Annotated in this window: 16 protein-coding genes; 12 read left to right on the plus strand and 4 right to left on the minus strand. The window is 74.1% G+C overall.

What is annotated here, in order from left to right:
- Nucleotide 1 precedes the first annotated feature (1 nt).
- From V2J52_RS07895 to V2J52_RS07910, 4 genes are all read left to right on the plus strand, one after another.
- Complete coding sequence (locus tag V2J52_RS07895; protein ID WP_331227150.1) at nucleotides 2-1,336, plus strand: sensor histidine kinase; 1,335 nt, start codon at nucleotides 2-4, stop codon at nucleotides 1,334-1,336.
- On the plus strand, nucleotides 1,333-2,052 hold the full coding sequence (locus tag V2J52_RS07900) for a response regulator transcription factor (RefSeq protein ID WP_331227151.1): 720 nt from the start codon (nucleotides 1,333-1,335) through the stop codon (nucleotides 2,050-2,052). Before V2J52_RS07895 ends, V2J52_RS07900 begins: the two co-directional genes overlap by 4 nt.
- A gap of 178 nt (nucleotides 2,053-2,230) precedes the next feature.
- Nucleotides 2,231-2,989: an ABC transporter ATP-binding protein gene (locus tag V2J52_RS07905; protein WP_331227152.1), complete on the plus strand. Its 759-nt coding sequence runs from the start codon at nucleotides 2,231-2,233 to the stop codon at nucleotides 2,987-2,989.
- Nucleotides 2,989-5,658, plus strand: coding sequence for an ABC transporter permease (locus tag V2J52_RS07910; protein WP_331227153.1), 2,670 nt, complete (start codon nucleotides 2,989-2,991; stop codon nucleotides 5,656-5,658). The genes V2J52_RS07905 and V2J52_RS07910 overlap by 1 nt, the downstream gene beginning before the upstream one ends.
- Nucleotides 5,659-5,686: 28 nt before the next feature.
- Here V2J52_RS07910 and V2J52_RS07915 read toward each other — a convergent pair whose 3' ends face one another.
- Nucleotides 5,687-6,091, minus strand: a complete 405-nt coding sequence (locus V2J52_RS07915; protein ID WP_331227154.1) for a hypothetical protein — start codon at nucleotides 6,089-6,091, stop codon at nucleotides 5,687-5,689.
- Between the two features lie 197 nt (nucleotides 6,092-6,288).
- Here V2J52_RS07915 and V2J52_RS07920 point away from each other — a divergent pair, with 197 nt between their 5' ends.
- Both V2J52_RS07920 and V2J52_RS07925 read left to right on the plus strand, forming a co-directional pair.
- The gene (locus V2J52_RS07920; RefSeq protein WP_331227155.1) at nucleotides 6,289-6,537 is read left to right on the plus strand and encodes a WhiB family transcriptional regulator; all 249 of its coding nucleotides are present in this window, start codon (nucleotides 6,289-6,291) and stop codon (nucleotides 6,535-6,537) included.
- Nucleotides 6,538-6,568: 31 nt separating this feature from the next.
- A complete protein-coding gene (locus V2J52_RS07925) occupies nucleotides 6,569-7,288 on the plus strand; it encodes a DedA family protein (RefSeq protein ID WP_331227156.1) in 720 nt (239 codons plus the stop codon).
- A gap of 13 nt (nucleotides 7,289-7,301) precedes the next feature.
- Here V2J52_RS07925 and V2J52_RS07930 read toward each other — a convergent pair whose 3' ends face one another.
- Entirely contained in the window at nucleotides 7,302-8,762 is a 1,461-nt protein-coding gene (locus V2J52_RS07930) for a sensor histidine kinase (protein WP_331227157.1), read from the minus strand.
- A 93-nt stretch (nucleotides 8,763-8,855) separates the two neighbouring features.
- On the opposite strand from V2J52_RS07930, the gene V2J52_RS07935 reads away from it, so the two are divergent.
- On the plus strand, nucleotides 8,856-9,356 hold the full coding sequence (locus V2J52_RS07935) for a DUF2505 domain-containing protein (RefSeq protein ID WP_331227158.1): 501 nt from the start codon (nucleotides 8,856-8,858) through the stop codon (nucleotides 9,354-9,356).
- Nucleotide 9,357: 1 nt separating this feature from the next.
- Here V2J52_RS07935 and V2J52_RS07940 read toward each other — a convergent pair whose 3' ends face one another.
- Nucleotides 9,358-12,843 (minus strand): bifunctional proline dehydrogenase/L-glutamate gamma-semialdehyde dehydrogenase, encoded by a 3,486-nt coding sequence (locus V2J52_RS07940; RefSeq protein ID WP_331227159.1) that lies wholly within the window; start codon nucleotides 12,841-12,843, stop codon nucleotides 9,358-9,360.
- A gap of 37 nt (nucleotides 12,844-12,880) precedes the next feature.
- On the opposite strand from V2J52_RS07940, the gene V2J52_RS07945 reads away from it, so the two are divergent.
- The 3 genes from V2J52_RS07945 to V2J52_RS07955 are packed head-to-tail and all read left to right on the plus strand — an operon-like array spanning nucleotide 12,881 to nucleotide 17,618.
- Entirely contained in the window at nucleotides 12,881-13,852 is a 972-nt protein-coding gene (locus V2J52_RS07945) for an AAA family ATPase (protein WP_331227160.1), read from the plus strand.
- Nucleotides 13,849-15,090 carry a DUF58 domain-containing protein gene (locus V2J52_RS07950; protein WP_331227161.1) on the plus strand — a complete coding sequence of 414 codons (1,242 nt, stop codon included), beginning with the start codon at nucleotides 13,849-13,851 and terminating at the stop codon, nucleotides 15,088-15,090. The genes V2J52_RS07945 and V2J52_RS07950 overlap by 4 nt, the downstream gene beginning before the upstream one ends.
- A complete protein-coding gene (locus V2J52_RS07955) occupies nucleotides 15,087-17,618 on the plus strand; it encodes a transglutaminase TgpA family protein (protein ID WP_331227162.1) in 2,532 nt (843 codons plus the stop codon). Before V2J52_RS07950 ends, V2J52_RS07955 begins: the two co-directional genes overlap by 4 nt.
- Here V2J52_RS07955 and V2J52_RS07960 read toward each other — a convergent pair.
- Entirely contained in the window at nucleotides 17,543-18,967 is a 1,425-nt protein-coding gene (locus tag V2J52_RS07960) for a glucose-6-phosphate dehydrogenase (protein WP_331227163.1), read from the minus strand. The genes V2J52_RS07955 and V2J52_RS07960 overlap by 76 nt on opposite strands.
- A 100-nt stretch (nucleotides 18,968-19,067) precedes the next feature.
- On the opposite strand from V2J52_RS07960, the gene V2J52_RS07965 reads away from it, so the two are divergent.
- Both V2J52_RS07965 and V2J52_RS07970 read left to right on the plus strand, forming a co-directional pair.
- Nucleotides 19,068-19,535, plus strand: coding sequence for an OsmC family protein (locus V2J52_RS07965; RefSeq protein WP_331227164.1), 468 nt, complete (start codon nucleotides 19,068-19,070; stop codon nucleotides 19,533-19,535).
- The gene (locus V2J52_RS07970) at nucleotides 19,532-20,266 is read left to right on the plus strand and encodes a hypothetical protein (RefSeq protein WP_331227165.1); all 735 of its coding nucleotides are present in this window, start codon (nucleotides 19,532-19,534) and stop codon (nucleotides 20,264-20,266) included. Before V2J52_RS07965 ends, V2J52_RS07970 begins: the two co-directional genes overlap by 4 nt.
- The last annotated feature ends 27 nt before the right edge of the window (nucleotides 20,267-20,293 follow it).

Below are 20,293 nucleotides of genomic sequence, written 5' to 3' on the forward strand. Positions count from 1 at the left end.
GGTGAGCGGCCCCTCCGGCCCCTATCCATCCGCAGTACCGCGGCTGCGCGAGGACAGCCGGATCCTCGACCTGCTGTTCGTCACGGTGATGTTCCTGACGGTCGGGCTGCTCTCGTTCGCCGTCGGCAGCGCCTACGGCGGGGTGGCCGCCGTGGCGAGCGTGCTGGCCTCGATCGTGATGCCGGTCGCGCTCTACTGGCGTCGGACCAACCCGGTGGCATCCGCCGTCGTCGTCTACACGGCCGCCCTCGGCCACTTCGCGCTCGGTGCCCCGGTGCTGTTCACCGACCTGCTCATCTTCGTCGCGCTGTACTCGGTCACCGCCCACGGCCCGGTCTGGGCCGGCCGGCTGGCGCTGGGCGGCGGGTTCATCGGTGCCCTGCTCCAAGGCTCCGTCTTCGCCGGTACGTCCGGCCCCGGGTTGGGCGGTGAGCCGATCGACGCCCGGCTGGTCGCCGCGAACCCCGGCACCGTGGTGTACACCGCCGGCCTCATCGGCGTCCTGTGCCTCCTGGCCTGGGCCCTCGGGCTGCTCCGACGCAGCCGCCTCGCCCACACCGAGACGCTCGCCGAGCGTGCCCGTCGGCTGGAGATCGAGCGCGACCAGCAGGCGCAGATCGCCACCGCCGCGGAGCGGTCGAGGATCGCCCGGGAGATGCACGACGTCGTCGCCCACTCGCTGTCCGTCGTCATCGCGCAGGCCGACGGCGGCCGGTACGCCGCCCCCGCCGACCCGGACGCCGCCGTCCGGGCGCTGACGACGATCAGCGAGACCGGCCGGGCCGCACTGTCCGACATGCGCAAGATCCTCGGCGTGCTGCGCGCTCCCGCCGACGACGACGCCTCCGCCTCGGCCATCACCCCGCAACCGATCGACGCCGACCTCGACACCCTCGTCGAGCAGGTCCGCTCCGCCGGCCTGCCGTGCTCCGTGGTGCGCATGGGCCACGCCCGCCCGCTCCCGCCGGGGACCGGCCTCACGGTCCACCGGATCTGTCAGGAGGCGCTGACCAACGTGCTCAAGCACGGCGGTCCCTCGGCCACCGCCACGGTCATGCTGCAGTGGGGCCCCCAGCAGCTGACCATCCAGGTCGACGACACCGGTCGTGGTGCGGCGGCGACGAGCGACGGCCTGGGACATGGCATCCTCGGCATGCGGGAGCGGGTCGAGCTGTTCGCCGGCACCATCGAGGCCGGCCCCAGGCCTGGCGGCGGGTTCCGGGTGCGGGCGGTCATCCCGCTGCCGCGCCAGGTAGTCCCCGGGGCCGAGCCCGGCGGCGTACCGCTGACCCCCACGAGCTGGCCGGCGCCCACCCCACAAGAAGGACCACAGTGACACTTCGCCACGACACGCCCCAGGACACCGGCGACGGCGTCGCGCCCATCAGGGTCGCGATCGTCGACGACCAGCAGCTCGTCCGGGCCGGCTTCGCGCTGGTCATCAACTCCCAGCCGGACATGACGGTCGTCGTCGAGGCGGGCGACGGCGCCCAGGCGCTGCGGCTGCTCGAGTCCTACGAGACCGACGTCGTGCTCATGGACATCCGGATGCCCGGCATGGACGGGCTCACCGCCACCGAGCAGCTGACCTCGCGGCCGTCGGTCACCGGCGCCTCTCCGAAGGTCGTCATCCTCACCACCTTCGACCTGGACGAGTACGTCATGCGCGCCATCAAGGCCGGCTCGAGCGGCTTCCTCCTCAAGGACACCCCGCCGGAAGACATGCTCGCCGCCATCCGCACCGTGCACGCCGGTGACGGCGTCATCGCACCGTCCTCGACCAAGCGCCTCATCGAGCATCTCGCCGACATCCTGCCCGACGAGCAGAAGGCCTCCCCTGCGGTGCTCGACGGGCTGACCGACCGCGAGCGCGAGGTGCTCGTCCTCATGGCCCGTGGCCGCAGCAACACCGAGATTGCCGCCGACCTCTTCGTCGCGGAGGCAACGGTCAAGACCCATGTCGGGCGTGTGCTGTCCAAGCTCGGCGCCCGCGACCGGGTGCAGGCGGTCGTCGTCGCCTACGAGACCGGCCTGGTCGCCCCCGGCCGGTAGGCTCCGCGACCCGTCGGGTGGACACGCGGCCGACGGCGTACGACCACGGGATGACCCAGGAACGATGCCGGGGCCGGACGCGGTGGTGCCCGCTGCCGAAATAGCGTCGACCACGTCGGCACACCGCCGGCGCCGGACCGGCCACCGTGGCCCGCCGGCCACCCCCAGGAGGACAGCTGTGAGCATCGCCCCCACCACGACCAGGACCCCGGCAGTACGCGCCCGCGGCCTGACCAAGATCTACGGCAGCGGTGAGGTCGCGGTGCACGCCCTGCGCGGCGTCGACGTCGACTTCGCCGCCGGCGAGCTCACCGCGATCATGGGCCCCTCGGGCTCGGGCAAGTCCACCCTCATGCACCTGCTCGCCGGGCTGGACACCGCCACCGGCGGTCAGGTGCACCTCGGCGACACCGAGCTCACCACGCTCGGCGACACCCAGCTCACGCTGCTGCGTCGCGAGCGGGTCGGCTTCGTCTTCCAGGCCTTCAACCTGCTGCCGATGTTCACCGCGCTGCAGAACATCACGCTGCCCTGCGAGCTGGCGAGCACGAAGGTCGACCAGGAGTGGCTCGACGTCCTCGTCGACACCCTCGGGCTGAGCGACCGCCTCACCCACCGCCCCAGCGAGCTGTCCGGCGGGCAGCAGCAGCGCGTCGCCATCGCCCGTGCACTCATCACCCGGCCCGACGTGCTGTTCGCCGACGAGCCCACCGGAAACCTCGACTCCCGTTCCGGCGCCGAGGTGCTGTCCTTCCTGCGCACCAGCGTCCGCGAGCTGGGGCAGACGATCGTCATGGTCACCCACGACCCGGTCGCCGCGTCCTACGCCGACCGCGTCATCCTGCTGGCCGACGGCCGCATCGCCGGCCACATCGAGCGGCCGACGCCGGAGTCCGTCCTCGCCGGCCTCGACGCGCTGCGCACCGTGGAGGCCTGATGCTGCGCCTCACGCTCTCCCAGATGCGCCACAGCACCGGGCGCCTGCTCGCCGCCGGGCTCGCGATCGTCGTCGGCACCGCGTTCATCGCGGCAACCCTCGTCGGTTCGTCGATGATCCGCGACACCACCTACGCGGCGATGACCGCCGAGCTCGGCGACGCCGACGTCGTCGCCGAGAACCACTCCGTGACGCCGCTGAGCGCTGCCAAGCTCGCCGAGGTGCGTGCCCTTCCCGGGGTCCGCGTCGCCGACGGCCAGCTCACCAGCTACGGCACGGTGACGACCGGCGGCCGGCAGGACTGGGCGCAGGTCGACGCGGTCCCCGCGGCTGGCCTCACCGCCCCCGTGCTCGTCGACGGCGAGCTGCCGCGAGCGCTCGGCGAGGTCGCGCTCTCCGACTCCATGGCCGAGCGGCTCGACGCCGGCGTCGGTGACACGGTGACGCTGGAGACCGAGCTCTGGCTGCCCGCCGCCGACGGCACCGGGACCGACAGCACCGAGGACGGCGACCAAGTGGCGGAGCAGGTGACCGCCGAGCTCACCGTCGTCGGCATCACCGAGGCACCGCTGGCGATCACCTCCTACGGCAGCACCGCCATGGTGTCCGCCGCGCAGCGCGACGCCTGGGTGGACGAGGCGGGCCTGGTGCTCGGGTACTCCCGGCTCCTCGTCGGCGCCGACGACGGCGTCTCTCCCGACGCCCTGGCGGCCGACGTCGCGGCGCTGCTGCCCGGCGACAGCGTGCTCACCGGCCAGCAGCTGGCCGAGCAGCGCACCGCCGAGCTCACCGGCCAGAACGCCATCTTCACCACGCTGATCCTCGCGTTCGGCGCGATCGCGATGTTCGTCGCGGCCATCGTCATCACCAACACCTTCCAGGTGATCGTCGCCCAGCGCACCCACACCCTCGCGCTGCTGCGGGCGGTGGGCGCCACCAAGGCGCAGGTCCGACGCTCGGTGCTGATCGAGGCCCTGCTGCTCGGCACCCTCGCCGGTATCGCCGGGCTGCTCGCCGGGCTCGGGCTCGCCCAGCTCGCGCTGTGGATCCTCGGCTCGCAGGACGTCGGCGTCCCGCTGCCGGACTCGGTGTCGATCTCACCGGCCGTCATCCTCGTGCCGGTCCTCACCGGTGCGGTCGTCACCTTCCTGGCGGCGCTCGCCCCGGCCCGGGCCGCCACCGCGGTCTCCCCGCTCGCCGCGCTGCGGCCGCCACAGCCGCCCGACCCGCGTGGCGCCTCCCGGCTCCGGCTGGTCGTCTCGGTGGTGCTCATCGTCGTCGGCGGCGCGATGCTCGCCGGCGGCCCGGCGCTCGCCGGCAGCACCGCCATCCCCGAGGACTCCGCGGTCTATCTGGGGCTCGCGCTCAGCATCGGTGGCGGCGTCGTGTCCTTCGCCGGCGTGATGCTCGGCGTGGTGTTCATCGCCCCCGCCCTCGTCCGGCTCATGGGCGCAGTGGTCGGCCGGCTCGGCGGCGGCAGCACCGTGCGGCTGGCCACCGCCAACGCCACCCGCAACCCCCGTCGCACGGCGGCCACCGCCACTGCCCTGGTCATCGGCGTCACCCTCGTCACGCTGATGTCCACCGGCGCAGTCAGCGCCCGCGCCAGCCTGGACGCGCTGCTGCGCGCGGAGTACCCCGTCGACATGACGGTCACCTCGACCGAGTGGGAGGACGACCGTCCGACGGCGCTGACCGCCGAGCAGGTCGCGGCCATCACCGGAACCGCGGGCGTCGAGAGGACGGCCGACGTCGAGGAGGGCCTGGCGTCGATCATCGCCGGACCGGCGGCAGCGACGGAGTACGGCCAGGTCCCGATCCTCGGCCTCGACGCCGGCGCGGTGCGGGACGTCGCGCTCGACCCGACCATGGTCGCCGACCTGTCGGGCACCACCGTCGTCGTCCCTGCCGTGGTCGCCCGCGACCTCGACCTCACCACCGGCGACCAGCTCACCCTCGGCCTGGGCGACGACCCGGACGTGCCGGCGACCGGCGGCGTCGAGCTCACCGTCGCGGTCACTGAGGGCTTCACCCAGTGGCGCCTGATCGTCACCCCCGAGGTGCTCGCCGAGATCGACCCGGCCGCGACGATGGCCTCGCTGTGGGTGCGGCTCGACGAGTCGGTCGACGCGGCGCAGACCATCACCACCGCCCAGGACCGGCTCACCGAGGCCGCCGCCCAGCCGGGCGCCGCCGACGAGTTCGTCTCCCCGCCGTCGGTCGCCGGCCCGGCCGCCGAGCGTGCGATGTTCGAGCAGGTCATCAACACGCTGCTGGCGATCGTCGTCGGACTGCTCGGCGTGGCCGTGGTCATCGCGCTCATCGGCGTCGCCAACACGCTGTCGCTGTCGGTCCTCGAGCGCCGTCGCGAGTCCGCGGTACTGCGCGCCATCGGGCTCACCCGGCGCCAGCTGCGCGGGATGCTCGCCGTCGAGGGGGTCTTCCTCGCCGCCGTCGGCGTCGTCATCGGCACCGTGCTCGGGCTGCTCTACGGGTGGGCGGGCGCCGCGGTGATCCTCATCGGTACCGGTTCACTGAGCCTCGCGGTGCCGTGGGCCCACCTCGGGATCATCGTCGTCGTCGCGGTGCTCGCGGGACTGGCGGCCTCGGTGCTGCCGGCCCGCAGCGCGGCGCGCACGCCCCCGGTCGCGGCGCTGGCCGCCGAGTGACCCTCACGCAGGCCCGTCGACGTCGCGGTCAGCGGCGCGGCGGGCCTGCCGGGGCGGTCCACGCCACCGACGGCGGCACGAGCAGCCCGACAGCCACCACCACCGGGAGCACGACGAGCAGCGCCACCAGCCACCCCACGAGCGTCGCCGACTGTGACACGCCGATCGCCAGCAGCAGCAGCTGCCAGGTGATCACCGGACCGCGGCCCCACCGCTGGCCCAGCCACAGTGCCCGGCAGGCGAGCGCGAGCAGCACGGTCAGCAGCAGGAAGATCACAGCCAGCACCACGGTGCTGCCCGGGGTCTGCGCCGTGCCGCCGACGGCCTCGACGATCATCCCGACGGCGAGCGCGACGACCGCGCCGAGCTCGACGAGGACCAGCAGCAGTGCGACGGCCATCGCGGCCGGCAGGGAGGGGCGGGAAGTGGTCACCTGCCGAGCCTACGTGGTGTCAAGCGATGGTCGTTGTGACCAATACCACCGGCCTCCGAGCGCAGGTGTGACGTGTCCACCCCTTGTCGGGCGTAGTCGTCCGTGTGAGGCTAGTCCACAGCATCCAGCCTTCGTCTCGGCCCTGCCACGTCAACGTTTCATCGGTGTGGGCCGATCACTGTCCCAGAGGAGTTGCCATGGACTGGCGCCACACTGCCGCATGCCTGACCGAAGACCCCGAGCTGTTCTTCCCCATCGGCAACACCGGGCCGGCCCTCACCCAGATCGAGGAGGCCAAGACCGTCTGCCAGCGTTGCCCGGTCGTCGACGTCTGCCTCAAGTGGGCGCTGGAGAACGGTCAGGACGCCGGCGTGTGGGGTGGCTTGTCCGAGGACGAGCGTCGCGCCCTCAAGCGCCGCACCGCGCGCGCCCGTCGCGCCTCCTGACCACCCGGCGGCTGACATCGCCACCGCCAGCATGAGCCGACCCCCGGCACCTCTCGAGGTCCCGGGGGTCGCTGGCGTCAGCACCGACGGCGGCGGCTCGATCTTCACGACGATCACCGACTACGCGGTCTCCCTCATGGAGACCATGGGTGGTCCGGGCGCCGCCATCGCCATCGCCCTGGAGAACCTCTTCCCGCCGATCCCCAGCGAGGTCATCCTGCCCCTGGCAGGGTTCACCGCCAGCCAGGGCGAGCTCTCCCTCGTCGGCGTCATCCTGTGGACGATCCTCGGCTCCGTCGTCGGCGCCATGCTGCTCTACGGCCTGGGCGCCTGGCTGGGGATCCGCCGGCTGCGCGCGATCGCCGTCCGGCTGCCGCTGGTCAACGGCAGCGACATCGACGCCACCGAGGCGTGGTTCGCAAAGCACGGCACCAAGGCCGTCTTCTTCGGGCGGATGCTGCCGATCTTCCGCAGCCTCATCTCCATCCCGGCCGGCATCGAACGGATGCCGCTGCCGCTCTTCCTCGGTCTCACCACCGCCGGCTCGACGATCTGGAACACCGTGCTCGTGCTCGCCGGCTACTTCCTCGGCGAGCGGTGGCACATCGTCGAGCAGTACACCGGGATCCTGCAGTGGGTCGTCATCGTCGGCGTGCTCGTGCTCGTCGGGTGGTTCCTGTGGCGCCGGCTCGGGCCGGGCCGCCGCACCGACGAGGACGCCGCCACCGACGAGGACGCCGCGACCGACTAGTCGCCGCGCCGGCCTACCGGGCGTCGGCGAGCTTGGCCCGCACGACGACGTCGGTGCCGCCGCCCTCGGCCGCCCGCCACTCGATGGAGCCGTTCAGCTCGCCGCGCACGAGCGTGGAGACGATCTGCGTCCCCAGCCCGTTGGACTCGCTGCCGTCGGCCATGCCCACGCCGTTGTCGTGCACGACGACGTCGAGCAGCCGGCCGTCGCGCTGCGCGGTCACCCGTACCGTGCCGCCGGCCGCGGCCAGCCCGTGCTCGACCGCGTTCGTCACCAGCTCGGTGAGGACGACGGCGAGCGCCGTCGCGTCGTCGGCGGCGACCTGTCCGAAGGTCCCGTCGACCTCGGTGCGAACCTGCCGCTCCCCGGCGGCGACGTCCGCGGCCAGCCGCAGCACCCGGACGAACAGCGCGTCGAAGTCGACGATCTCGTCGATGATCTGGGACAGCATGTCGTGGACGAGCGCGATCGTGGAGACCCGGCGCATCGCGTCGTCCAGCGCGGTCCGCACCTCCTGGCTGCTCGAGCGCCGGGCCTGCAGCCGCAGCACCGCCGCCACCGTCTGCAGGTTGTTCTTCACCCGGTGGTGGATCTCGCGGATCGTCGCGTCCTTGGTGAGCAGCTCCATCTCCTGGCGGCGCACCTCGGTGACGTCGCGGCAGAGCACGACGGCGCCGCGGCGCTGGCCGTTGTCCATGATCGGGATGGCACGGAAGGACAGCACGACGCCGTGCGCCTCGACCTCGCAGCGCCAGGCCGCGCGGCCCATCATCACCAGCGGCAACGACTCCTCGACGGGACTGCGGTCCTCCAGCACCCCGGTGACGACCTCGACGAGCACCTGCCCGGCGAGGTCACCGATGATCCCCAGCCGGTGGAAGGCCGACATCGCGTTGGGGCTGGCGTAGAGCACCTCACCCTCGCGGTTGAGCCGGAAGAACCCGTCCCCCACGCGGGGCGCGCCACGACGCGAACCGCTCGGGGAGCTGTTCTGCGGGAACTCGCCGCGGGCGACCATCGCGGCGACGGCGTCGGCGGCCTCGACGTAGTTGAGCTCCATCCGGCTCGAGCTCCGGGCGATCCCGAGGTTCGCTTGGCGGGCGATGACCGCGATCGCCTCACCGTCGTGCACGACCGGGATGGCGTCCTCCCGCACCGCGTGGGACCCGATCCAGCGCGGCTCGGTGGCCCGCACCGGGACCTTGCGCTCCATCGCGTCGCGCAGCAGCCGGCGCCGCCCCGCTGGGATCAACCGCCCGACGATGTCTTCGTAGTGCACCGTGGCACCCGTCGCGGGCCGGCAGTGAGCCACGATGAGGAAGTCCTCCCCGTCGCCCATCGGGATGCACAGCAGCAGGTCGGCGAAGGACAGGTCGGAGATGACCTGCCAGTCGCCGACGACGAGGTGGATCCACTCGATGGCGTGCGCTTCGAGGCGCGAGCGGTCCGCGATGAGTTCACTGAGGGTCGACACCCGCACAGCCTACGGCCGTGGCTGCCGGGCGAGACGCCGGGCCACGAGTAGGGTGGATCACCCGGCAACCCGGCCGGCCCGAGAGGAGTGGCAGTGCGCTTCGACGCCACGATCGACTACCCCGCCGACATCGACCGGGTCGCCCGGATGCTCTCCGACGAGGAGTTCGTCCGCGCGAAGATCGCCGCGACCGGTGCGTTGGACTCCACCCTCGAGGTGAGCCGCGACGGCGACGCGTTCACGGTCACCACCCGTCGCCAGCTGCCCACCGACCAGGTACCGGCGAAGTTCCGCTCCTTCGTCGGGCAGTGCCTCGACGTCCGTCTCGTCGAGGCGTGGCAGGCGCCCGGCCCGGACGGCGCCCGCAACGGCACGCTGGCCATCGACATCGTCGGGGTCCCGGTGCGGGTCGCGGGCAGGATGACCCTCGTCCCCGGCGCCCAGGGCAGCGTGCAGACCATCTCGGGGGATATCACGGCGTCCATCCCGCTCTTCGGCGGGCCGATCGAGAAGGCGGCCGCGGGGGCGGTCGGCAAGGTCACCGCCGTCGAGCGTCGCATCGGCCTGGAGTACCTCGCCGCGCACCCGGACTGACTCACCGCGACACGTGCCCGTAGCGGTGGCGTGACTCGCTCACCGCCTGCTCCCGCAGCGCCCCGAGCAGCTCCCGCCGGCCGGTGGCGAGCACCGGGCCGCCGAGCAGCGTCACGTGGGTCTCGTCGGCCAGCGCCCGCTGCAGCTCGGCAATCTCCTCACCGACCACCCGCAGCCGGCCGGTGACCTCACCGCCCCGCACCCGGGCCACGAGCTGGGCGGTGGTCTCGGCCCGGTCGACGACGTCGGCCAGCCGTCGCACCGCCGCCGCGACGACGTCGCTGCCGGCCACCGCGGCGTGCAGCCGGTCGCTGAGCCCGCCGGCGAGGCTGACCCGGACCGGCGCGGCCACGCACCGTGCGGCGAGCAGCAGCCGGACGACGTCGTCGATGGCGGCGTCCGCGCCCGCCCTCACCCACAGGAACGCCGCCGGCCGGTACCGCAGCGCGTTGCGCTCGGCGGCGAGGCCGGTGACGTCATGCTCCCGGCCGAGCTCGTGCGCCCAGGCGTAGGCGTCGGACTCCGCGGCGACCGCCAGCCGACGCCGTCGGACGGCGAGCGTGCCCTGCTCCCCGCGGCCCCGGGCAGGCATCGCCAGGACCGGTTGGAGCGCCGCGAGCAGCTCCCGGACCTCCGCGGCGGGCCGGGTCCGGCGGACGGGCTCACCGGCCGGCAGCCAGCGTCCCAGCTGCGCGACGTAGTTCGGGCCGCCGGCCTTCGCCCCGGGGCCGACGGCGGAGCCCTTCCAGCCGCCGAACGGCTGGCGCCGCACGATCGCCCCGGTGATGTGCCGGTTGACGTAGGCGTTGCCCACCGCCGCGCGTGCCAGCCAGTGGGCGACCTCCGCCTCGTCCAGCGAGTGCAGCCCTCCGGTGAGCCCGAAGGCGGTGGCGTTCTGCAGCCGGATCGCGTCGTCGAGCGTGCGGGCGCGCATGAGGCCGAGCACGGGTCCGAAGCACTCGGTGAGGTGGAAGAACGAGCCCGGGGCGACGCCGTCCTTGAGGCCGGGCGACCAGAGCCGGCCGGTGCCGTCGAGCTGGCGGGGCGCCACCACCCACGACTCCCCCGGCTCGAGCGTGGTCAGCGCCCGGCGCAGCTTGCCCCGCGGGGGTTCGATGACCGGCCCCATCGTGACCCCGAGGTCTGTGGGCCAGCCCACTCGCAGTGACCGGACGGCGTCGGCGAGCTGGCGGGCGAACCGTGGCGACTCGCCGAGCGGGCCGACGAGGATGGCGAGCGAGGCCGCCGAGCACTTCTGGCCGGCGTGCCCGAAGGCGGAGCTCAGCAGGTCCGCCACCGCGAGGTCGACGTCCGCGGCGGCGGTGACGACGAGCGCGTTCTTGCCGGAGGTCTCGGCCAGTACCCGCGGCCCGCCCGGGTGCCCGGCCCGCCACCCGGCGAACCGGCGGGCGGTCTCGGCCGCACCGGTGAGCAGCACGGTGCCGATCCCCGGGTGGCTCACCAGCGCCCGCCCCACGTCGCCCTCGTCGGCCCGCACGAACTGGAGGACGTCGCCAGGCACGCCGGCAGCGTGGAGCGCCTCGACGACGATCTCGGTGCACGCCGGCACCGGGTGGGCGGGCTTGACGACGACGGCGCTGCCCGCCGCGAGCGCCGCCGTCGTCCCGCCGGTGGGGATGGCCACCGGGAAGTTCCACGGCGGCGTCACCAGGGTGAGCACGTCGGGCTCGAACCGGGCACCGTCGGTGCTCAGGCTCCCGCTGCTCAGCTCCTCGGCACGGTCCGCGTAGTACCGCGCGAAGTCGACGGCCTCGGAGACCTCGGGGTCGGCCTGCGCCACCGTCTTGCCGCCCTCGTGCGCCATCGCGGTGACGAGCTCGCCGCGACGCTCCTCGATGGCGTCCGCCGCCCGGCGCAGCACCGCCGCGCGGCGCGCACCGCCGAGCCCGGCCCAGCCCGGCGCCGCGGCCCGCCCGCGCCGCACGACGTCCTCGACGTCCGCCGCGGTGGCGAGCACCGGGGAGGCCGCGGCCCGCGGCAGCGCCGTCACCCGGGACCGGGCCCACCGCCGGACCTCGGGCAGCGCGGGGTCGGAGTCGGTGGTGCTGGCGAACCGGTCCGCTGCCGGCGATCGCTCGGTGCCCCGACGTCGCTGCGTCGGCGCGGTGGCCGCACCGGCCACCGAGTCACGGAACCGCCGGACCTGGGCGTCGAGGTCGCCGGGCCGGTCACCGGCCACCGCGTGGAGGAAGTTCTGCGGCGCCGCGTTCTCCTCCAGGCGCCGCACGAGGTAGGACACCGCGACGTCGAAGTCCTCGGGCGCTACCACCGGGGTGTACAGGAGCACCGACCCCACCTCCTCCCGCACCACCCGGGCCTGGGCCGGCGACATCCCCTGGAGCATCTCGACGTCGAGCATCGCGCCGACGCCGCGAGCCTGGGCCAGCAGGTGCGCCAGCGCCACGTGGAACACGTGGTGGCTGGCGACGCCCACCCGTAGCGCCCCGGCGAGCTCGGGGCGCAGCATCCGCTCGAGCAGCCGGACGTAGTTGGCGTCGACGTCCTCCTTCCGGTCGTACGGCGCCTGGGCCCAGCCGTGCAGCGCCGCCTCGACCTGCTCCATGGCGAGGTTCGCGCCCTTGACCAGTCGGACCTTGATGCCGGCGTGGCCGGCCTCGCGGCGGGCGACGGCGAGGTCGACGAGCCGCTCCAGCGCGGCCACCGAGTCGGGCAGGTAGGCCTGCAGGACCACGCCGACCTCGAGCTCGGCGAACTCCGTCTCCGCGAGGACGGCCGCCAGCACCTCGAGCGTGAGGTCGAGGTCGCGGTACTCCTCCATGTCGAGGTTGACGAAGGCGTGCGGCTCGCGGGCGAGCGCCGCCCGGCACACCGGGCGCAGCCGCTCGAGCACCCGGTCGCGCGAGCCCGGGAGGTCCCAGGTGCTCAGCTGGCTCACCAGCGAGGAGACCTTGACCGAGACGTAGTCGACGTCGTCGCGGGCGAGCAGCGCGATCGTGCGCCGGGTACGGGACGCCGCCTCGGCCTCCCCGAGCACCGCCTCGCCGAGGAGGTTGAGGTTGAGGCGGACGCCGTCGGCCCGGGCCCGCGCGAGGTGGCGGCCCAGGGCCGGGTCGTGGGCGTCGACGACCAGGTGGCCGACGATCTGCCGCAGCCGGCGGCGGGCCAGCGGGACGACCATCCCCGGTGCCGCCGGCGCGAGCCGCGCGCCCACCGCGAACAGCAGCCGGTCGGCGGGGCCGAGGAACCGCGGGGCCCGGTGCCGCAGCCGGAACAGCTCCGCGGCGGCGACGGCGTCCTCCTCGGGGCGCACCACCCGGTCGATGAAACGCACAGCCAGGTCGAGCCCGGCGGCGTCGGCGACAAGGGCAGCAAGCCGACCGCTGGTGGCCCGTTCCTGGCTGGTCTCGCCCGTCCGGGCAGTGGCCAGCCAGCGGCGGCCCAGGGCCACTGCCTCGTCGACGAGGCTCGCCGGCCCGGGCGCCGGTCGCTGCGACGGCGTCGTCATGACTGCCATCTTCCATGATTGCCCCGACCGCGGCTCGATGAGGCAGGATCGTCCCGTGGAGAGTCTTGCGGAGCTGCGCGACGTCGCCGGGAAGGTCCATGCCGCCATGTCTGGCGTCATCCAGGGCAAGGACGAGGTGCTGCGCACCGTGGTGACCGTGCTGCTCGCCGAGGGGCACCTGCTCATCGAGGACGTGCCCGGCGTCGGCAAGACGATGCTCGCCCGGGCGCTGGGCCGCACCGTCGACTGCTCGGTGCAGCGCATCCAGTTCACCCCGGACCTGCTGCCCAGCGACATCACCGGGGTCAGCGTGTTCAACCAGGACACCCACCACTTCGAGTTCCGGCCGGGGGCGGTGTTCGCCAACGTCGTCGTCGGCGACGAGATCAACCGTGCCTCGCCCAAGACGCAGTCGGCGCTGCTCGAGGCGATGGCCGAGAGCCAGGTGACCGTCGACGGCCACACCTACCGGCTCGAGGTCCCGTTCATGGTGATGGCGACGCAGAACCCGATCGAGATGGAGGGCACCTACCCGCTGCCGGAGGCGCAGCGTGACCGGTTCATGGCCCGGATCTCCATGGGATACCCGGATGCCGCCGCGGAGCTGGAGATGATCGGCGCGCACTCGGCCAGCGACCCGCTCGCCGCGCTGCGGCCGGTCACCGACGCCGGGACGGTGGCCCGCCTCGTCATGGCGGTCCGCGGTGTCTACGCGAGCCCGGCGGTGCTGCAGTACGTCGTCGACCTGGCCGCGGCCTCCCGCCGCCACTCGCGGCTACGGCTCGGCTGCTCGCCGCGGGCCGCCCTCCACCTGGTGCGGGCCGCCCGCGCCCACGCCGCGCTCGAGGGCCGCGACTACGTGCTGCCCGACGACATCCAGCAGCTGGCGGTGCCCGTCCTCGCCCACCGGGTCATCCTCAGCAGCGACGCCCAGCTCGCTCGTGACACGCCGGAGTCGATCATCACCGACCTCCTCGCCGAGGTCGCCGTCCCGGCCGCGGTCGGATGAGCAGGCGGCCGCGCCTGACGCCCCGGGGCCAGTGCTTCCTCGGGCTGGGGGTGGCGACGGCCGCCGTCGGGATGCTGCTCGGCTTCCCCGACATCACCCGCATCGGGGTGCTGCTCACCTGCCTGCCGTTCCTCGCCCTGCTCTCCGGCGCCCGGCCGCAACCCCCGCTGGACGTGCACCGCGGGGTGGCGCCCGCCCTCGCGGCACCCGGCACCACGGTCCGGGTGCGGCTGGTGCTGCGCAACAGCGGCCGGCGTCGGTCCGCCCCCTGGCTGGCGCACGAAGAGCTGCCAGACGAGCGGCGTCGCTCCCCCCGCTTCCTGGTACCGGTGATGGACCCCGGCGAGCACCACGCGGTCGACTACGAGGTGCCGGCCGAGACCCGCGGCAGCCACCCGCTCGGCCCGCTCGTGCTCGAGCACCGCGACCCGTTCGGCCTCACCGGCAGCCGCCGCGCGCTCCCCGACGAGCACGAGTACATCGTGCTGCCCCGCATCGAGCCGCTCGACCAGGCAGGTCACCACGGCGCCGGGCTCGGCCGCGACGGCCAGGTGCCCCACATGGTCGCGCTGCACGGCGAGGACGACATGAGCATCCGTGAGTACCGCGACGGCGACGACCTGCGCCGGGTGCACTGGCCCACGACCGCCCACCGCGGCGAGCTCATGGTCCGCCAGGAGGAGCGTCCCGCCCGGCGGCGCGCGGTCCTCGTGCTCGACACCCGCGAGGCGGCCTTCGCCGGCTGCCCGGAGGCTTTCGAGTGGGCGGTGAGCGCCGTCGCGTCGGCCGCCGTCCACCTCACGGGGCGGGGGTACGCGGTCCATGTCGTCGGGATCGACCCGGTCCCCGCCGCCGCCGGGCTGCCCGGGCTGCTGCGGGCGCTGGCGCTCGTCGAGCCCCACGCCACCTCCGTCGCCGCCGCGCTGCGGCAGGCACAGTCGCTCACCGGCGAGGGCGCCGTCGTCGTCGCGGCGGTCGCCGATCACGATCCCACCGACACGCTGCGGCTGGCAGCGGTCCGTACCCCGGGCAGCCCCGCACTCGCGCTCGTCCTGGACACCGCGAGCTTCGCGACCCGGTCCGGGCGGCCGGCGCCGGCCCGCGAGCGCACCGACGGCCTCACCGACGCCCTCGTCGACGCCGGTTGGCGGTGCCGGACCGTCACCGAGGGCGACACCGTCCAGGAGACCTGGGTGTCCGACCGCGCCGGCGCGGCCACGTCGTGGAGCCCCCGATGATCGCCCGCGGGCGGTGGGTCGAGTCGCTGCTCGCGGCGGTGGCCGTCCTCGTCGCCGGCTGGCCGGTCGGTGACCTCGTCGCCAACCAGCCGTGGGTGTGGCCGCTGGTGTGGATCATGCTGCTCGTCGTCGTCGCCGGCGGCCTCGCCCGGGGGCTGGGCAGCCCCCGCTGGGTGGTGCTGGTGGCCCAGCTCGTCACCGCGCTCAGCGTGCTGGCGTGGACGGTGCAGCGCGGCAGCGGCGGGAGCCCGGACGAGTCTGCCGTCATGGCGGCGCTCCGGCTCGTCGAGGAGGGCAGCCGCACCATCGCCACGTACGCCGTGCCCGCCCCGGCGACCGACGGCCTGGTGTTCATCGTGCTCGGCGCGATGGTGCTGCTCATGCTCGTCGTCGACGCCGTCGCCGTCACCTTCGCCGCCCCCGCGATGGCCGGGGTGCCGCTGCTGCTCATGTGCTCGCTGACCGCCTCGAGCACCGGCGAGCCGCTGCACCCCCGCTACTTCCTCGCCGCCGCAGCCGCCTGGCTGGTGCTGCTGGCGCGGCATGGGCGCACCGAGGTCGGTCAGTGGTCGGGGCAGACGACCGAGGTGACGACGGTCGACGCCCGGGCCGCCACCGCCGGCGCCACCCGGCGGTACGGCACGCTGGCCCGTGCACTGGGGGTCAGCGCGCTCGGCGTCGCCGTCGTCGTCCCGAGCCTGCTGCCCCACCTGCCCCCGACGGTCCTCATCGACGGGCTCAGCCGCAGCGGCTCGGACACGACGGGCACGGTGAGCTTCACCGAGACCCTCGACCTCGCCCAGGACCTCGCCGACCGGTCCCGTGCCCCGGTGATCCGCTACCGCACCGACGACACCTCACCCGGCCCGCTACGGGTCACCGTGACCTCGGACTACGCCGACGGCCAGTGGCTGCCCAACGATCAGGGCTTCGCCGTCCCGGGCTCCAGCGAGATCACCACGGTCAGCTCGATGGTGCAGCAGACGGCCGGGCTCGAGCCACGCACCGTCGAGACGACGGTCATCCAGAACGGCCTGCGCGCCCCACAGCTCGCGGTGCCCTACCCGCCGAGCCGGCTCGACCTCGGCGAGATCAGCTGGAGCTGGAACGTCGTCGACGAGACGGTCGTGGTCACCACCGCACCGGAGTCCTACGAGGTCAGCCACCAGGAGGTCGGCACGGTCGGCACCCTGCCGGCGGAGATCGGCGCGCCGCCCGAGCGGCTGCTCGACCAGTTCCAGGTGGCCTCGGAAGAGTCCATCGACGGCCTGCTGTACCGGTGGGGGCCGGACTCGCAGCTGCTCGAGGTCGTCCATCCCGGCGGGCAGCGCGACGAGTTCATGACCGACGGTTCCGCACTGGTGGTCGAGCCGGACGGCTCCACCAGACGGAGCCTGCGCACCGATCTCGGTGGCGTGCTCGCCGTCGACCCGGCGTCCGCCGACGTGGTCGGCCCGCTCGCCGACGAGCTCGCGGGCGGCCTCACCAACCAGATCGACATCGCGCTCGCGCTCCAGAGCTACCTGCGCGGCCCGGACTTCAGCTACTCCCTCACCCTCGCCGACCCCGTCGAGGGCTCCGACGGCGAGCCGCTCGACGCGGTCTCCCACTTCATGGCCACCAAGCAGGGCTACTGCACGCAGTTCGCCTCCGCGATGGTGATGATGGCCCGCTCGCAGGACATCCCCGCCCGGCTCGCGGTCGGCTTCTTGCCGGGCGACCCCGGGCTGGACGGCACCCGGACGGTCGTCGCGGCCGACGCCCACGCCTGGCCCGAGCTGTTCATCACCGGGCTCGGCTGGACCCGGTTCGAGCCGACCCCCGGCAGCCGGTCCGGGGCCGCCCCGGTCTACCAGACACCGGGCGGTGAGATCCCGGTGGAGCCTGCTCCGGAGGTCCCGGAGGAGGCCGACCCGACCCCCGGCACCGTGGTGCCGGACTCCGCCGCCGAGCAGGGGCGTCGCGACGACGCCGGATGGCTGGCGCAGCACGGCCCCGCGCTGCGCACCGGCCTGCTCGCCGTCGTCGGGCTGGCGGTGCTGCTGGCCGCGGCGCCCCTGGCGGCCCGGCTGGACCGTCTCCTGCGGCGCCGCAGCGGCATGCCGGTGGAGCGCGAGTGGACGGCCCTCGTCCGCTCGCTCGAGGACCTCGGCGTCACCCCGCGTCCCGAGCTGACCCCGCGTGGTCAGGCTGCCTACTACGACGCCGAGCTGGCGCCCGACACCGCGGCCCGTGACGCCCTGCACCGCGCCGTCGGCCGGCTGGAGTCCGCCCGCTACACCGCGGCCGGTGCGCCGGTGGGCACGATGGCCGAGGACGCCCGACGGGTGGTCGCCTGGCGGCGCGGGTCGCTGCCGCGGCGGAGCCGGGTCGCTGCCGCGCTGTTCCCGCTCAGCGGCCGGCGCCGGCTGGGCCTGGCCGCCGGGCGCCGGTCGGCAGGTCCCGGCCAGCCCTACTGGCCGAGGAACCAGCGGTGGGGAGCGACGAGCTCGGCCGCCGCGGCCGGGCCCCACGAGCCCGGCTCGTAGGGCAGCGGCGCCGGCCGGCCATCGCCCTGCAGCGGCGCGAAGGCGACGAAGGCCGCGCGCAGCCCAGCCGCGGTGGTGAACATCGACCGGTCACCGGTGAGCACGTCGAGCAGCAGGGCGGTGTAGGGCGCCAGCGCCTCGGCGCCGGCGACGTCCTCGAGCTGCAGGGTCGCGGTGGCGGGGCTGAGCGAGAAGTCGTCGGGCCCAGGGGTCTTGACGGTCATCCCGATCGACACCGACCCGGTGCCGGCGAGGGAGACCTGGATGGTGTCGGGCACGTCGACCTCGCCGATGAGCGGGCCGCGGGGCGGGCGCAGCACGAGCGTCACCTGCTGCGCGCTGGCCGCCATCCGCTTGCCGGTGCGCAGCAGGAACGGCACGTCGCGCCAGCGGTCGTTGTCGATCCACAGCCGGGCAGCGATGAAGGTGTCGGTGGCCGAGTCGTCGGCCACCCCGTCCAGGTCGCGGTAGCCCTCGACCTGGCCGAGCACCACCTCCGCGGGGTCCACCGGCCGGAAACGGGCGATGACTCCCTCGCGCTCGTCGAGGAGGCAGGCGGCGTCCCGGACGTCGGTGGGCGGCTCCATCGCCACCTGGGCAGCGACCTGGAAGAGGTGGGTGACGAGCATGTCCAGCGCCGCGCCGGTCGAGTCGTAGAACTCCGCGCGGTCGGCGACGTCGAGGTCCTCCGGGACGTCGATCTGCACCTGGGACACGTGCTGGCGGCTCCACACCCCACCGACGAGCTCGTTGGCGAACCGCAGCGCGTACAGGCTCTGCACCGCCTCCTTGCCCAGGAAGTGGTCGATCCGGTAGACCTGCTCCTCCTCGAGCACCGCCTTGACCCGGCGGTCGAGCTCCTCGAAGCTCGCCAGCGACGTACCGTACGGCTTCTCGAACACCACCCGGGACCGCTCGGCGAGCTGGTGCACGCCCAGCGCCTCGGTGATCGGCGCGAAGGCGACCGGCGGGACGGCGAGGTAGTGCACGAGGCGCGGGTCGCCGTCGATCCTGCCGCGGACCTCGGCGAGGACGTCGAGCAGCTCGCCCGGGTCCTCCTCGGTGAACCCGCCGCCGGCGAACCGCACCCGGCGGCACACCTCGTCCCAGTCGTCAGGCAGCTGGCCGAACTCGCGCAGCGACTCGGCGACGTGGTCACGGAACCAGTCGTCGTCGTGGGTCTTTCGGCCGCTTGCGACCAGGTACCAGTCGTCGGGCAGGCTGCCGCGTGCGTGCAGCGCGAAGATCGCCGGCAGCACCATCCGGCGGCTCAGGTCCCCGGTCGCACCGAACAGCACGATGACGACGGGGGCTGGGTCGGCCGACCGACCGGCAGGGTCCTGGGTCATGCGCGGCACGCTACGGCAGGCCAGCCGCACGGGCATCCGGTCCCGTGCCGTGGGCAGGCAACGTCGCGCCGTCGCGCGCGGCTCGTGCCACGATCGGGGCATGAGCCAGAACGAGACATCCCCGACGGAGACCTCGCCGGACGTCCGCGCGCTGTGGGCCGAGCGGCAGGGGCGGCCGGAGTACATCGGCTACAACTCCCGCGGGGCGGAGGTACGGATCGGCAAGGGCGATGCCGAAGGAGTGTTCTCCCCCGGCGAGCTGCTCAAGATCGCGCTGGCGGCGTGCACCGCGCTGTCGACCGACCACATCCTGCGCAGCCGGCTCGGCGAGGACTTCCCGGCCGCCGTCGGCGTCTCGTCGACGGGGGTGCCGGACGAGAACCGGTACGGGTCGCTCGACGTCGAGCTCGTCCTCGACCTTGCCGAGCTGGACGAGGGCCAACGCGCCAAGCTCGCCGAGCGGATCGACCGCACCTCCAGCCGGCAGTGCACCGTGGGACGCACGATCAAGGCCGGCGCCACCTACGAGGTGACAGTGACCGACGAGCCGCTGCGGGCAGAGCGATGAGCCGGCCCCGGCAGGCCGATGCCGGTCTCGGCACCGCTCTGGACGCTGCCGCTGACCTGGACGCCGCTGCCCCTGGCGCCGCCACCAACCGGCTCGAGCGGCTGGTCGAGCGGGCGCTGGCCAAGGGCGGCGGGCGAGCAGCGGCACGCGCCGAGGCGGCGCGGCGGGCTCGGCCGGACGGTTCCCCCGCGGACGTCATCGCGCTCCTCGAGCACCGGTACCGGCGCCAGGTGCGCGTCGTCAGCGCCGCCGTCGGCCTCACCGCAGCGGTGCCCGGGGTCGGGACCGCGGTGGCCGCGCTCCTCACCTCCGCCAACCTCGTCTTCTTCTTCCGGTCGAGCACCACCTACATCGGCGCCGTCGGGCACGTCCACGGCATCGCGATCGACGACGTCGCCCGCCGCCGCACCCTGCTGCTGGCCGCACTGCTCGGCGAGGACGGCGCCCGGGCGGTCAGCGGACGCCTCGGCGTGAGCAGCCTCTACTGGGGCCGCGGCATCCTCACCCGACTCCCGCTGGGCACCGTGCGCACCGTCAACCGGGGCCTGGCGCGACGCCTCGTACGGCTCGCCGGCACCAAGGGCGGGGCGATGATGCTCGGACGGCTGGCGCCGTTCGGCATCGGGGCCGTCGTCGGCTGGTACGTCGGCGGCCGGCTCGCCACGCAGGTGGTGACCGGCGCCCGCGACGCCTTCGGGCCGCCGCCCGACGACGACGCCGCCGGCCGATAGGGACGCTGTCGTCGCAGGTCGGACCGC

The sequence above is a fragment of the Georgenia sunbinii genome (assembly GCF_036421875.1).
Lineage (GTDB): Bacteria > Actinomycetota > Actinomycetes > Actinomycetales > Actinomycetaceae > Georgenia_B > Georgenia_B sunbinii.